The sequence below is a fragment of the Deltaproteobacteria bacterium genome (assembly GCA_029210625.1).
Taxonomy (GTDB): domain Bacteria; phylum Myxococcota; class Myxococcia; order SLRQ01; family SLRQ01; genus JARGFU01.
Genome location: JARGFU010000022.1, coordinates 39,845 through 55,337, shown reverse-complemented (window position 1 = coordinate 55,337; position 15,493 = coordinate 39,845). Strand labels below are relative to the sequence as shown.

The 15,493-nt window shown below is 70.5% G+C and carries 5 protein-coding genes; 4 read left to right on the top strand and 1 reads right to left on the bottom strand.

The annotated features are described in order from the left end of the window. Nucleotides 1-28: 28 nt before the first annotated feature. A complete protein-coding gene (gene clpX / locus P1V51_19190; protein MDF1565170.1) occupies nt 29-1,315 on the top strand; it encodes an ATP-dependent Clp protease ATP-binding subunit ClpX in 1,287 nt (428 codons plus the stop codon). Nucleotides 1,316-1,345: 30 nt separating this feature from the next. Here the strand turns inward: clpX and P1V51_19185 are convergent, their stop codons facing one another. Then, nucleotides 1,346-2,866: an Hsp70 family protein gene (locus P1V51_19185; protein MDF1565169.1), complete on the bottom strand. Its 1,521-nt coding sequence runs from the start codon at nt 2,864-2,866 to the stop codon at nt 1,346-1,348. A 157-nt stretch (nt 2,867-3,023) separates the two neighbouring features. Between P1V51_19185 and P1V51_19180 the strand changes: the two genes are divergently transcribed. The 3 genes from P1V51_19180 to P1V51_19170 all read left to right on the top strand — a co-directional run bounded on the left by P1V51_19180 (nt 3,024) and on the right by P1V51_19170 (nt 15,490). After that, on the top strand, nt 3,024-5,255 hold the full coding sequence (locus P1V51_19180; GenBank protein ID MDF1565168.1) for a serine protein kinase PrkA: 2,232 nt from the start codon (nt 3,024-3,026) through the stop codon (nt 5,253-5,255). Between the two features lie 54 nt (nt 5,256-5,309). Beyond that, a complete protein-coding gene (locus tag P1V51_19175; GenBank protein MDF1565167.1) occupies nt 5,310-5,765 on the top strand; it encodes a cytidine/deoxycytidylate deaminase family protein in 456 nt (151 codons plus the stop codon). Between the two features lie 338 nt (nt 5,766-6,103). After that, complete coding sequence (locus tag P1V51_19170; GenBank protein MDF1565166.1) at nt 6,104-15,490, top strand: cytochrome c3 family protein; 9,387 nt, start codon at nt 6,104-6,106, stop codon at nt 15,488-15,490. The last annotated feature ends 3 nt before the right edge of the window (nt 15,491-15,493 follow it).

Here is a 15,493-nt window from a genome sequence, read left to right as displayed (position 1 = left end):
AAATGGTGGTACTCTCGAAACGAGCCTCATGAGTCGTCGCGATCATCAACCCGGAAATCTGTCCTGCTCCTTCTGTGGCAAGGGCCAGCGCGAGGTGCGCAAGCTCATCGCCGGCCCCACGGTCTACATCTGCGACGAGTGCATCCGGCTCTGCAACGACATCGTGGCCGAGGAGGCCGAGCGCGAGGACGAAGCCTCGAGCATGAACCTCCCCACCCCGGAGGAGATCAAGACCTTCCTCGACGACTACGTCGTCGGCCAGCAGCGCGCCAAGAAGGTCCTCGCGGTCGCGGTCTACAACCACTACAAGCGGATCCACTCCAAGCGCACCAACCGCCGCAGCGGCACCGCCACCGCGGGCAGCCGGCCGGCCGGTGAGGAGCCGGTCGAGCTCCAGAAGAGCAACATCATGCTCCTGGGCCCCACGGGCTCCGGCAAGACCCTGCTGGCCCAGTCCCTGGCCCGGATGCTCGAGGTGCCCTTCACGATCGCCGACGCCACCAGCCTCACCGAGGCCGGCTACGTGGGCGAGGACGTGGAGAACATCATCCAGAACCTCCTCCACGCCGCCGACTACGACGTGGACCGGGCCTCTCGCGGCATCGTCTACATCGACGAGATCGACAAGATCGCTCGCAAGGGCGACACCCCCTCGGTGACCCGGGACGTCTCTGGCGAGGGCGTGCAGCAGGCCCTCCTGAAGATCGTCGAGGGCAGCCGCGCCAACGTCACCCCCCGGGGCGGCAAGAAGTACAACCAGCAGGAGTACGTGCAGGTCGACACCAGCGACGTGCTCTTCATCTGCGGCGGCGCCTTCGGCGGCATCGAGGACACGATCCGCCGCCGGGTCGGCGTGAAGGGCCTGGGCTTCGGCGCGAAGATCGCCACCAAGGCCGACAACACCGTGGGCGAGCTCCTGGCCGCCATCGAGCCCGAGGATCTGGTGAAGTTCGGCCTGATCCCCGAGTTCGTCGGCCGGCTGCCGGTCATCGCGACCCTGGACGAGCTCTCCGAGTCCGACCTGGTGACCATCCTCTCCGGTCCGAAGAACGCGCTGGTGAAGCAGTACCAGAAGCTCTTCGAGATGGAGGGCGTGAAGCTCCACTTCACCGACGGCGCCCTGCGGGCGGTGGCCCGCGAGGCCGTCGAGCGCTCCTCCGGCGCCCGCGGTCTGCGGTCGATCATGGAGAACGCCATGCTCGACATCATGTACGACACCCCCTTCCAGGAGGGGGTCAAGGAAGTGAAGATCACCAAGGGCGTGATCGAGCGCGGCGAGGAGCCGGTGCTCGCGCTCGAGAAGAAAGCTGGGTGATCGGGCGGGGGTGCGCGGCACCCCCGTGGATCAGCTGCTGGCCTTCACCCGGACGGTGGTCTTCATCTCGCGTCCGGAGTCGGGATCCTTGGCCGACATGGTGAGGATGCCCTCGATGTTCAGATCGAAGGTGACCTCGACCCGCGCCGAGCCCGCGGCCGCCGACTTGATGCCCTCGAAGAGGAAGTCGCCGAGGAGCTCGTTCTCCGTGGCCTCGTCGGCGTCGCCCTGGTAGATGCGCATCGCCAGGGAGCTCTGGCCGTCGAAGCTGGTGGTGGCGGTGATGGCCTTGGCGTTGGGGAGGGGGGCGTTGCGGTCGAAGATCTTGTGGAACTTCCCGCCGGCCCGCTCGAGCCCGATGGCCATGGGGATGACGTCGAGGAGCTGGATGCGCAGCTCGGTGTCGTCCTCGAGGCTGTGGGCGTAGAGGGCGGCGCCGATCGCCACGGCCTCGTCCGGGTGCACGGCCTTGGAGGGCGCCTGGCCGAAGTACTCGGTCAGCTGCTGGTGGATGAGCGGCATCCGGGACTGGCCGCCCACCAGCATGACCTCGTCGATCTGGTCGGCGGTCAAGCCCGCCTCGGAGAGGACCTCGTCGACCTTCGCGACGCAGCGCTCGAGGAGCGGCGAGGTGAGGGCCTGGAAGAGCTCCCGGTCGATGGTCACGTCGATGTTCAGGGGGAGCCCCTGGGGGGTCATCGTCACGAAGGGGATCGAGAAGGGCACCGACTCGCGCTCGGAGAGATCGATCTTGGTGCGCTCGGCCAGGTCCTTGATCCGCTGCATCGCCACCGGGTCGGTGGAGAGGTCGATGTCGTGCTCGGAGCGGAACTCGCCCAGGATGAAGGAGATCAGCGCGTTGTCGAAGTCGATGCCGCCCAGGAAGATGTCGCCGCCGGTGGACTTCACCTCGAAGACCCGGTCCCGGATCTCGATCACCGAGACGTCGAAGGTGCCGCCGCCCAGGTCGAAGACCAGCACGGTCTCGTTCATCTGCTTGCCGACGCCGTAGGCGAGGGCCGCGGCGGTGGGCTCGTTGATGATCCGCACCACCTCGAGGTCGATCTTCTTGCCCGCGTCCTTCACCGCCTGCCGCTGCCGGTCGGTGAAGTAGGCCGGGACGGTGACCACGGCCTGGGTGACCGGCATCTGGAGGAAGTCCTGGGCCACGCCCCGCACCTTCTCCAGGATGCGAGCGGCGATCTCGGACATGTGGAAGTCCCGGCCGCCGACCCGGATGAGCACCTCGTTCTCCTCGGTGCCCTCGTGCATCTCGTACGCCACGACGTTGGCCATCGTGTCGACGACGTCGGACTTGTAGTTCCGGCCGATCAACCGCTTCGAGGCGTAGATCGTGTTGCGTGGGTTGAGCTGCCACTGACGCTTGGCGTCGTGCCCCACCAGCTCGTTCCCCTTGTCGTCCACCGCGAAGATGGAGGGGATCGTGTGGGTGCCATCCTTGTAGGGAATGAGCTTCACCTTCCCCGACGGGTCCATGAAGGCCGCGCAGGAGTTGGTGGTCCCCAGGTCGATTCCGATGATGACGCTCACGGTTGGGGATTGTAACCAAAGGTCGGAGGAGGGGGGAGCCTTCGAGTCCACAATTGACGCGCGGCGTCGGTCGGGAGGCCAGCCGGGCCCGCCCGGGCCACTTCGCTGCCTGCCAGGGGCGATTTGGGCCTAGAGTGGTCTACGGAGGGAGGGTCCCATGGACGCCGGTCATTTCCTGGAAGAGGTCGCCACGGCGGTCACCCGCCGCTTCGAGGAGGGGCGCAGCCTGCTCTCCTTCGACGCCTACCTCGAGGGCTACCTGAGGTCGCCTGCGGCCTGGGCCCGCAGCGCCCCCCAGATGCTCCTGGGGGCCTTCGAGCACTTCGGGAGCGAGGAGCGGCGGGTCCCCACCGGGGCCTTCCGCCGACACCGCCTCTTCGACGCCCCCTTCGCCGACGGACGGGGCGCGGTGGCGGGGCAGGACGCGGTGGCCCGGCGCCTGCTGCGGATCCTGGAGAACTTCGCCCGCCAGGGGAGGGTGGACCGCCTCATCGTCCTGCACGGCCCCAACGGCTCGGCCAAGTCGAGCATCGTGGCGGTGATGATGGACGCCCTCGAGGCCTACTCCCGCACCCAGGAGGGCGCGGCCTACCGCTTCGGCTGGGTCTTCCCCAAGACCGAGTTCGTGAAGGGCCCGGTGGGCTTCGGTGGCTTCGGCGGCGGCAGCGGCCCCGTCGTGAGCTTCGCGCACCTCGAGGCGGGGGAGATCGACGCCCGCCTCGGCTGCGAGATGAAGGACCACCCCCTGCTGCTGGTGCCGGTGGCCGACCGGCAGCGCCTGCTGGCAGTGGCCCGCGAGGCCGACCCCTCCTTCGTGCCCTCGGCGCACCTCGCCCACGGCGGCCCCTGCCGCAAGTGCCGCACGATCTTCGACGCCCTGATGAACGCCTACCGGGGCAACTACGCCCGGGTCATGGCCCACGTGCAGGTGGAGCGCTTCACCTACTCGCGCCGCTACGTCGAGGGGGCGGTCACCGTCGAGCCCCAGATGTCGGTGGACGCCGCCCTGCGGGCGCTGGCCCTCGACCGCAGCGCCTCCTCCCTGCCCCCGGCCCTGCAGACCGTGAACATCCTCGAGGCGGCGGGCCCCCTGGTCAGCGGCAACCGGGGCATCATCGAGTACGCCGATCTCCTCAAGCGGCCCCTCGAGGCCTTCAAGTACCTGCTGGGGACCAGCGAGACCGGCGAGGTGCGGATGGAGCACCTCGTCCTGCAGCTCGACGCGGTGCTGATCGCCAGCACCAACGAGGCCCACCTGGGCGCCTTCAAGGAGATCCCCGACTTCGGCTCCTTCAAGGGGAGGATGGAGCTGGTGCGGGTGCCCTACCTGCGCCGGCTCTCGGACGAGCGGGCGATCTACGAGCGCCGGGTCGCCGAGGCGGCGGCGGGCAAGCACGTCGCCCCCCACGCCCTGCAGACCGCGGTGCGCTGGGCCATCCTCGGCCGGCTCTGGCAGCCCGAGCCGGAGGCCTTCCCGGAGGCCGTCCGGCCGCTGGTGGCCGCCCTGACGCCGGTGGAGAAGATGGAGCTCTACGAGCACGGCGAGCCCCCCGAGCGCCTCTCCCTGGAGGAGCAGAAGATGCTGGCGGCCCTGGTGCCCGCCCTCTTCGGCGAGTCCGAGGGGGCGCCGGTCTACGAGGGCCGCTTCGGGCCCAGCCCCCGGGAGGTGGGCGGGGCCCTGATGAACGCGGCGCAGGATCCCGGGCACCTCTGCCTCGAGGTGCCCGCGGTGCTCGAGCAGATCGAGGAGATCCTCCAGGACAAGAGCGTCTACGCCTTCCTCCAGATGGAGCCCCGGGGTGGCTACCACGACCACGCGGCCTTCCTGGAGCAGGTGCGGGAGCTCTGGCTGGACGCGGTCGACGAGGAGGTGCGCGAGGCCCTCGGCTTCGTGGCCGAGGCGCAGTTCCGGGAGTCCTTCGAGCGCTACATCGTGACCCTCTCGGCCTGGGTGAAGGGAGAGACCCAGCACAACAAGGTCACGGGCAAGGACGAGCCGCCGGACGAGCGGATGATGCAGGAGCTCGAGGGGATCTTCGCCGCCAAGGACGAGGACCGGGAGCGCTTCCGCAAGGACCTCATCGGCCGGGTGGGCGCCTACCGCCTGGAGCACCCGGGGGAGGACGGCCCCCTCGACTACCCGAAGATCTTCCCGGTGCTCTACCGCCGGCTGCGGGATCACCACCACGCGGCGCGCCGCGGCCAGCTGGTGAAGGTGCACGATCACTTCCTGCAGTACCTCGACGAGGAGGGGCGCGCGGCCCTCGAGCCGGAGGCCCGCAAGGACGTCGAGCGCCTGCTCTCCGGGCTCACCGAGCGTCACGGCTATTGTGAGCATTGCGCGCACGGTGCCGTTCTGGCTTTGATGCGAGCGCGCTACGCGGACTGATCGGGGGCGACCCGCGCGGCGTTCACCAACGAAACGCCAAGCGGGGAGTGCCTGATGTCGACGAGTGAAGCGAGCGCCGTTCAGCCGGACGGCCGGACGGACTGGGACGCCTACTTCATGGAGATCGCCCGGGTGGTCTCCTCCCGGGCCACCTGCGACCGCAAGCACGTGGGCGCGGTCATCGTGCGGAACAAGACGGTCCTCTCGACGGGCTACAACGGCTCGATCCGCGGCCGCCCCCACTGCAGCGAGGCCGGGCACATGATGGAGGACGGCCACTGCGTCCGCACCATCCACGCCGAGGCCAACGCCATCATCCAGGCCGCGAAGAACGGCGTGATGATCGACGAGGCGACGATCTACACCACCGCCTCCCCCTGCTGGCCTTGCTTCAAGACGATCGCCAACGCCGGCATCAAGCGGATCGTCTTCCAGGAGTTCTACCGGGACCAGCGCATCTTCGAGGTGGCCGAGGCCCTCGGCATCGTCCTCGACAAGGTCGGCGAGTAGCTCGCCCGGCGACCCAGGCAGGGCCTCTTAAGGTCCCAATCTTGCAGGTTTTTTTTCCGATAGTTTGGCCAAACCGTGGCGCTCGGACCGCTCCCGTCCGGGCCGGAGACGGAGGTTGTAAACCACTGATTTTCTGGTGGTTTATGGCGTAGAAGGCGACGGGCCCGAGGCGCCTACTCCCGACCTGGCTCCTGAACTGATTCGGGCGTGCGGGGGAGGAGTGTGTCGTGAGAAAATCTTGCATTTCTCGCTCGTTGATCGCGGCCGTGGTGGTGTGCGCGGCTGTGGTCCAGGCTCCCACCGCGTGGGCCGGTGGCCTCGGAAACGACCGGCCCCTGGTGGATGCCCTCCAGCTCTCCACGGCCCCCGCTCCCCTCGGCGCCGACATCGAGCTGACCTGCCGGGCGCACGATCCGGACGGTCAGGTCACCCGGGTGCGCTTCGAGGTGAGCGCCGGGACCCTGCCCGGCGGCGTCACCACCCTCGATCTGGATCTCGTCCCCCCCAGCCCCCACACCGCCACCACCGTGGTCTGGACCGCGCCCGCCGCCGCCACCCCCGCGGTCACCGTCGCCTGCTCGGTCTTCGACAGCGGCGGCTTCCTCCCCACCCCTCTCCAGAGCGTGGTCTTCGCCCGGAGCGTGGCCGTGGCCGACGTGCAGCCGGTGGTGGTCACGGAGATCCAGGTGGCCCCCACCCTCATCCGCCCCGGCCAGACCAGCGAGCTCCTCGCGATCACCTCGGCGCCGGTGGGCAGCACTCTGAGCCATGTCTGGAGCGCCTCGGCCGGCACGATCACCGGAGAGGCCGACGCCGATCCCGAGCGGGTCACCTGGACCGCGCCGGTCGTCCTCGGGGCCCAGGAGGTCACGGTGGTCGTGAGCGACACGCTGGGGGTCACCTCCGAGCGCACCGTCGAGGTCGAGGTGGCGTCCGCGATCTTCGGCGCCTCCCTGCCGGTGCCGGCGGGATCGATCACCTTCTTCCCCAACCGGATCATCGACGTCCCCACCGGGGGCGTCTGGGCGTCCGATCCCCGCCGCCGCCAGATCGTCCGCTACACCGAGAGCGGAGCGTTGGCCGCCGTGCTCGCGGCCCGCGGGGTCCCCACCGGCCTCGTGCCGACGTCCGATGGCGGAGTCTGGGTCGCCGATAGCGAGGGCGGGTGGCTCTACCGCCTCGACGCGAGCGGAGGGGTGGTCCAGGCCGCGGGGCAGGGGGCGGGAGAGCTCTCCGGCGCCCTGGATCTGGTGGGGCTCCCGGGCGGCGATCTCCTCGCCCTCGAGTCGACGCCCCCCCGGGTCTCCCGCTACGCCTCAAGCGGGCTGCGCCTCTGGAGGCGCCTGCTGCCCTCGGGCTACCGCCCGATCGCCGCGGGTGTCGACCAGACCAACGGGCACGTCTGGCTCTCCGAGACGCGCTACAGCGTGCTGCTCGAGGTCGACGACCAGGGCTTCGTCCTCGGGACCTTCGGTGTCCAGGGCTCCAACCCGGGCGAGCTGGTCCGGCCGGCGGGGAACCTGCGGCAGGCCGACGGTGAGCGGCTCATCGTCGATGCCTTCCAGAGCGTCCTGGTCGACTTCGCCAGTGACGGGACCTTCCTCGGGACCATCGGGGGGCACGGCCACGTCAGCGGGTTGCTCCACTCGCCCCAGGACGTCGCCGTCGGTCCCTCGGGCCGGATCTGGATCGCCGATGCCGGCAACGGCCGGGTCGTGACCTACCTCCCCCCCACCGGGGTGCAGCCCATCCTCTGCGCCGGGGACGCCGACTGCGACGGTCTCCCCGACGGCTGGGAGGTGCTGAACGGGACGGACCCCAACGACGCGCGGGATGCCTGGGCGGATCCCGACGGCGACGGCCTCGCCAACCTGGACGAGTACTTCAATGGAACCGACCCCTTCGACCCCGACGGCGACGGGGACGGGGTGCCGGACGGGCAGGAGCTGCACGCCGGGCGGAACCCGAACGACGCCAGCGACCAGCTCCCCTGGGTGAGCGTGGAGCCGGTCGTGACGACGCCTCCCCGCTACCTGCGGCTCCAGCCGACGAGCCTCGGGGATCCCACCAACGAGCCCCTCACGCTGCTCTGGCGACAGATCGACGGTCCCGAGCCCGTGGAGCTCCTCGAGGAGCGCAAGGACCACGTGGCGCTGCGGCGAGCGGGCATCTACCACTTCGGGCTCACGGTCTCCGACGCGAGCGCGACCCTCCCCGAGGTCGTCACCGAGATCGAGGTGATGAACCTGCCGCCCTCTCCGGACCTGCGGCCGATCGTCGACGCCATGGTCGGCGAGGCGGTCACCCTCTCGGCGGCCTTCTCCCACGACGCGAACGGCGACCCCTTGAGCTTCCGCTGGAGCCAGCTGGGCGGCCCCGCCGTCGCCCTGAACGATCCGCGCATCGCCGAGGTGACCCTGACCCCAGCGATCAATGGCACCTACGTCTTCGAGGTGGAGGTCACCGACGCCGACGGCCTCTCGGCCACCGGGCGGACCACGCTCCGCGTCGATGGTCCCGGTGCTCGCCTCCCCACGGCCGTGGCGCCGGAGCGGATCGCCGCCCTCGTGGGCGAAGAGGTGATCCTCGACGGAAGCGGCAGCGTCGATCCCGACGGCGACGTCCTGGCGCTGAACTGGGATCAGCTGGAGGGCCCCGTGGTCAGCCTGCAGCGCCCCACCCCGGGCGTCGCCACCTTCACGGCGCCCGAGGCGGGCGTCTACCGCTTCCGCCTCGGGGCCTTCGACCCGGCGGGCGAGGGTCTCCCGGCGGAGGTCCTGGTGATGATCGACGAGCCCGGGGACAGCCTGCCCCGGATCAGCCCGGAGCCGACCTTCGGTGGGAACCTCCTCAAGCCGGTCACCCTGGACTGCGGGGCCGACCTCGACGCCGACGGTCAGGCCATCACCTGCCTCTTCGAACAGCTGGGGGGGGCCACGGTCTTCCTCGAGCGCCTCGATCCGGCGCGGGTGCGCTTCTTCCCCCTCGCCGTGGGTCACTACCGCTTCGCGGTCCAGGCCGACGACGGACGGCTGGTGGGGCCGGCGGTCGAGCTCGCGGGCTCGATCCACGATCCTCTCGGCGCCCAGGTGCCGATCGTGCTGGCCTCGGCCGGTGAGGGTCGCATCGGTGACACGATCACCCTGGACGGCACGCGCAGCTTCGACGCGAACGGCGCCGATCGTCCCGGCTACCTCTGGTACCAGGTCAACGGGCCCCGGGCCGCCCTGGGCGGCCGCAGCTCGACCCTCGCCACCTTCGCTCCCGAGCTGCCGGGCCTCTATCGCTTCGGCCTGACCGCCGACGACGGCCGCTACCTCGGGCGCTCCGCCCTGGTCGAGCTGGAGGTGCCGCCCGAGGAGGTGCCGCCCATCTTCGTCGGCAGCGAGGTCTTCCCCTCTGCCACCGAGGTGCCCGGGCTCACCCCGGACGGCGGGACCGATCCCGACGGTGGCGTCGACGGTGGCTCCACCGACGGTGGCGGCGAGCCCGACGGGGGCCCGGCCGTCGATGGCGGCGCGGACGGCGGCACGCCGCCGGTCGATCCCCAGGCCGGCTGCGGCTGCCAGCAGAGCGGGGAGGGTGGGGGGCCGCTCCTCGCGCTCCTCGTCCTGGCGCTCCTGGCGCTCCCCCGGCGCCGGGCCGGCGTGCGGCTCTTCGCGCTCCTCCTGGCCGGGAGCCTGGCCGGGCCGGCGGCGGCCACCGATCCCCCTCACGGCATCGGCGAGATCCCCTCGGGCTGCGCCGCCTGCCACGTCGGGCACCAGTCAGCGGGGCTCACCCTGACCAGCGTGAGCGGCAACGTGAACCTCTGCCTCTCCTGCCACGACACCAACGCCTTCCCCCTCTCGCTGGGGGATCAGGCGACCCCCGGCACGGCGGGCACCTCCCACCGCTGGGACGCGGCGGTGGACAATCCGACCCTGGCGGCGAACTTCCCCACCGACCCCGAGATGGCAATCCGGCTCGAGGGGGGAGCGACCCTGATGTGCTCGACCTGTCACGATCAGCACCTCCAGGCGAAGCGCCCGGCCGACGCCCGGGCGCCGGCCACCGCGGGCTTTGCCGGCAGGCACTTCCTCCGCTCCGAGAACGCCTACGGGCAGATGTGCCTGAACTGTCACCAGGTTCGCGATCTCCAGGATGCCGGCCACGGCACCTGGACCGGCGCCGCGCTCTCCCACCCGGTGAACGTCCCCCTGCCGGGCTCCTGCCCGGTGGGCGCCTCGGGGAGCGGCTGTTCGGTCTGCGCCAGCGGCTTCTCGGGGACGCCCTGCGCCGCCGAGGCCTGCCTGGTCGACGCCGCAGCCTGCGGCTTCGGCACCTGCGGCATCTCCAACCCCCCGGGCTGCTCGACGAGCGCCTGCCTGCCCACGAACCACCACGCCGATCTCGACGGCACCTGCATCGCCGACGAGAGCTGTGTGCCGACCAGCTGCAACAGCGTCCTGGGCGCCTGCAAGACCAACCCCAGCGGCGACGAGATCGTCTGCGACTGCCCGGTGGGCTTCGCCGATCCGGCCTGCGCGGGCTGCTCGCCGGGGTACACCCTCACCGCCGGGACCTGCGTCGGCGACACCTGCAGCGCCCAGGGGGCCGCCTGTGGCGCCGGCACCTGCGCGACCCTCACCGCCGACTGCAACCTGAGCGACTGCCCCGGGGGAGAGCACCACCGGGACGTCGATGCGGTCTGCGTCCCCGACACCGCCTGCGGAGTCGGCGCCTGCGGGGACGTGAGCGGCGCCTGTCAGGCCACCCCCAACGGCGACGAGTACTACTGTGACTGCCCCCTCGGCTTCGCGGACCAGGTCTGCACGACCTGCGTGACGGGCTTCTCCGGGGGAGGCGGCGGGGGAGCAGCCTGCACCGCCGACGCCTGCGTGACGGCGGGCAACCGCTGCGGCTTCGGTGACTGCGTCGGCAGCGGGGTGGCGATCGAGGAGCAGGCCTGCTCGAACAACGCGAACCAGGGCGCCGGGCAGCCCTGCGTCTCGACCTCCTGCGTGAGCGACGGCACCACCGTGGGGGGCGCCATCGGCACCGACTGCTCCGACGTCGGGACCTACACCCTGACCTTCTCCCAGACCTTCACCACCCAGTCGATCGACGGCACCGCCTTCCGCCTCTGGATGCGGATCGCCGCCGACGCGAGCTGGGACGGGGGCACCGAGGAGTACCGCTGCACGCTCTCCGGGGTCACCGGCTCGGGGACCCTCTCCTTCACCTTCTCCGAGGCCTCCCTCGGCGCCGGCACCCACGGGACCGCCTGCACCGATATCAACTTCACCGAGCAGTGGTGCTGGGCGGCGGCGCCGAGCGCCGCCGGGACGGTCCAGCTCCAGCAGGGCTCCCACACCCTCTCCTGCACCATCACCGGCAGCGACGTCAACGAGTTCGCCGGCTTCGACGGCATCTTCTTCACCACCGACACCGCCAAGACGCCCAACGACACCAACACCTGCGGGGGTGACGCGGCCTTCACCGCCGGGACCTGCCAGAACTGGGGACCGAACGTCTACGACCCGGGCACGCCCTCCTGCACCTGCGACACCGGCTACACCGGCGCCGCCTGCGATCAGTGCGACGCCGGCTACATCATGCGCAACGGCGTCTGCGTGAACACCGATCCCTGCAGCGGCGTGACCTGCCAGAACGGCGGCACCTGCTTCGTCGACGCCGGGGACAACCCGGTCTGCGACTGCGTCGGCCAGTGGTTCGGCCTCGACTGCACCGGCTGCTCACCCCTCGCTTGCGAGACCGTCGAGTGCGTCGCTGGAGAGCACCACCGGGACAGCGACAAGGTCTGCATCCCGGACGAGGACTGCCTGGCCAGCTCCTGCAACGGCGTGTCCGGGGCCTGCCAGGACACCCCGAACCTCGACGAGATCGACTGCGACTGCCCCATGGGCTTCACCGGAGGCGACTGCGGCACCTGCTCCGCGGGCTTCACCGGGGGCGGGGGCGGAGGCGCCACCTGCTCGGCGCTGACCTGCACCGGCACGCCCCAGCGCTGTGGCTACGGCGACTGCAGTGGCCCGGCCGCCGGCACCGAGGTCCAGGTCTGCGCCAACAACGCGGCGCAGGGGGCGGGGCAGCCCTGCGTCTCGAGCTCCTGCGTCGGCGACGAGATCAACCTCGCCGGCGCCATCGGCACCGACTGCAGCCTGGACACCCAGCAGGGCCAGGGCACCGAGACGATCACCCTCACCCAGACCTTCACCACCCAGTCCCCCGACGGCACCAGCTTCAAGCTCTGGATGCGAGTCTCGGGCGACGACAGCATCGAGCCCGGTGAGGACTACGACTGCACCCTCACCGGCGTCACGGGCGTGGGGACGCTGGCGTTCAGCCTCACCAAGGACGGGATGAACGCCGGCACCTATGGCACGGGCTGCACCGGCCTGGGCTTCACCGAGCGCTGGTGCTGGGCGGCCGCGAACGCCAACGGCGCCATCCAGCTCGATCGGGGGGGGCACGTCCTCTCCTGCACGATCTCGGTGAACAACGGGGAGGGCGGCCAGGAGCGGCCGGGCTTCGACGGCATCATGTTCACGACGAACACCGGCTACGTCCCGGCGGAGTCCGACACCTGCGGAGGTGACGCCGCCTTCACCGGAGGGACCTGCCAGAACTGGGGTCCGAACCAGTACGTGCCCGGCGGCTACAGCTGCACCTGCGACACCGGCTACACCGGGGCCGCCTGCGATCAGTGCGACACCGGCTACACCCTGCGCAACGGGGTCTGCGTGAACACCGATCCCTGCAGCGGCGTGGTCTGCGAGCACGGGGGCACCTGCTACGTCGACCAGAACGACAGCGCGGTCTGCGACTGCACCGGCCAGTGGTTCGGGGCGACCTGCTCCCAGTGCACCCCCGTGGGCAACTACTACTGCCAGTGCCCGGCGGGCTACGCCGGCCCGAACTGCGATGCGTGCGCCAGCGGCTACCAGGCCCGCAACGGGGAGTGCCGCGCCACGAACCCCTGCACCGGGGTCACCTGCCTCAACGGAGGGACCTGCTACGTCGACGAGAACGAGCAGCCCATCTGCGACTGCGTCGGGCAGTACTACGGCACGAGCTGCGGGGTCTGCGACCTGACCCCGGCGCCGGTCTGCTCCTGCCAGACGGGCTACACCGGACCCAACTGCGACGAGTGCGACATCGGCGCCGGCTACTTCCCCTCGGACGGCTTGTGCGTCCTGGGCGATCCTTGCGGCGCCGGCCCCTGCCGGACGCAGAACTTCTGGTCCCGGCCCCTCGACGCCGACGCCGACGGCGACACCGTCTTCGACGTCCAGCTGCCCTACATCAAGGGGGCGGTCGCCAGCGACAGCCCCTCGCCGACCTACCTGGACCACGCGGCCCAGGCCTGGCCCGACCTGACGGGAAGCTTCGTGCGCTTCACCAGCGGCGCGAACGTGAATCAGTACCGGCAGATCACCTCCTCCACCGCGACCCGGATCACCTGGGGGACCGCCCTCTCGAGCGCGCCCTTGAAGGGAGACACCTTCGAGGTCGACTCCGACGGCAACATCACCAACAACATCGTCCTGGCCAGCGGCGGCGGCTCGTACACCACCGGGAACGTCACCTGCCTCTCCTGTCACGGACCGCACTACGCCGACTCCAGCAGCGTCACCTACGACGGCCCGATCACCATCGGCGCCGGCGACGGGAACCTCCTGCGGCGGGACAACGACGATTCGCTCTGCACCGGCTGCCACGCCCTCAAGGTCCACAACAGCGACAACACCTCCACCGACTACGGCACCTGGGGTACGACCTTCACCTGCCGCACCTGCCACGACCCCCACGGCAGCCGGAACATCTACCTGGTCAACGAGACCATCCAGACCCCGAACAGCGGCGCGAAGGCCGTGGACTTCCGGCTGATGACGACCGGGGTAGAGCCCTACGGCCTGGCCACGGGCACCGGCACCGGCCCCTGCGAGGTCTGCCACACCCAGACCCAGAACGTGGGAGGCACTCCGCAGTTCCGGAACTCGGACAGCACCCCGGGCACCGCGGGGCACTACACGACCAAGTGCGTGAGCTGCCACGGCCACTCCGGAGGCTTCGCCGCCGGCGAGTCGGAGGGCGGCGTCGAGTGCAACGGCTGCCACAACGATCTCTGGGTGCGGATGAACGGCGCGACCACCACGACCCTGGGCGGGGCGACCATCGTCAGCCGCCACGCCATCGGGAACGTCACGCTGGTCAACGACAGCTTCGATCCCGCCAGCCCCGACGCCACCTGGGCCAACCCCCTGGACTCGGTCGCGCCTGCGGCGCGCAGCTGCACCAACATGTGCCACAACGACCACCCCCACACCGAGGGAGTCCTGACCACCCACGAGAACAACCTCTACGAGGACGCCCGCACCGCGGCGAGCCGCACCGCCACCGACCCGGCCATGGCCACCGACTTCGACGGGGCCCTCTCGACCGGCGGCGGCTGCACCTCCTGCCACCAATACCCGGTGACCATCGGCGGTGAGCTGCACCCGGCCATCTCGGCCCTCTCCTACGCCAGCAGCGCCCACGACTACGTCACGGGCTATTACAACTTCCACGACGGCTCGAGCTTCGGCCGCAACTGCACGAAGTGCCACGCCGATCCCGACGACAGCTCGCCCACCGAGAGCGGCCTGCCCTTCGCGGCGGTGCACTACTCCCGCTACGATTCGCTCCTCCACGGCAGCCCCATCGGCAACAACGCGGCGGCGAGCTTCCTCTGCTTCGAGTGCCATGGCACCGGCGCCGGCAAGGACATCCAGACACCTCTCGCCGACACCAGGGCCCACCCGGTCCTCTCGGACACGGTCCACGACAGCATCGCCGAGGCCTCGGCCGCCTTCGGCGACGGCACCTACTTCGGGGCGAACCGGCACGTGGCCTGCCAGGACTGCCACGACGTCCACGAGGCCGGCGCGACCCTCCACTCCCAGGGCACCCGCACCCTCGGAGGCGACAGCCCCCTCCAGGGGGTCAGCGGGGTCGACGTCGACTGGAGCGGCCTGGGGGCCTGGACCGAGCCGGCGGGTACCGCCTACTCCGTGATCGATCCGGTCACCGCCGAGTGGCAGATCTGCTTCAAGTGCCACTCCGACTGGGCCTGGGGCACCGGAGCGCCCGGCGACACCCTCTCGGGCGGCCTGCGCACCAACCTGGCCCTCGACTTCAACCCGAACAACCAGCGGATGCACGCCGTCACCCGGGACAGCACGATGACCACGGGCTCCTTCGTGGGCGGCTGGTCCGCCGGGGCCGAGATCACCTGTTCGGACTGCCACAACACCGATGATGCGGCGAGCGACAAGGGCCCCCACGGTTCGGGGGTGAACTACATGCTCGTGGGGGGGGTCTGGGATCAGAACACCGGCGGGACCACCGCCAACAACTTCTGTCACCGCTGCCACGATCCGAGCGTCTACGGTGGGAACAACTGCAGCCAGAACTCGACCGCCACCGGCTTCCGGGTGGCCGGCGGCGACAACCTGCACTGCCGGCGGCACGGGGGGAACGTGGCGTGCTCGGGGTGCCACGGGATGATCCCCCACGGCTGGCAGCGGCCCTACCCGATCGTGGTCGACACCGATCCGCTGCCCTACCGCAGGCCGACCACCGGCTACGGATTTGCGACCGACAGCAACATGGCCAACTGGGGACCGAGTGGCAGCTGGTCCGAGAGCGACTGCCACAACGACATTGGAACTTGCGGCTAGGGG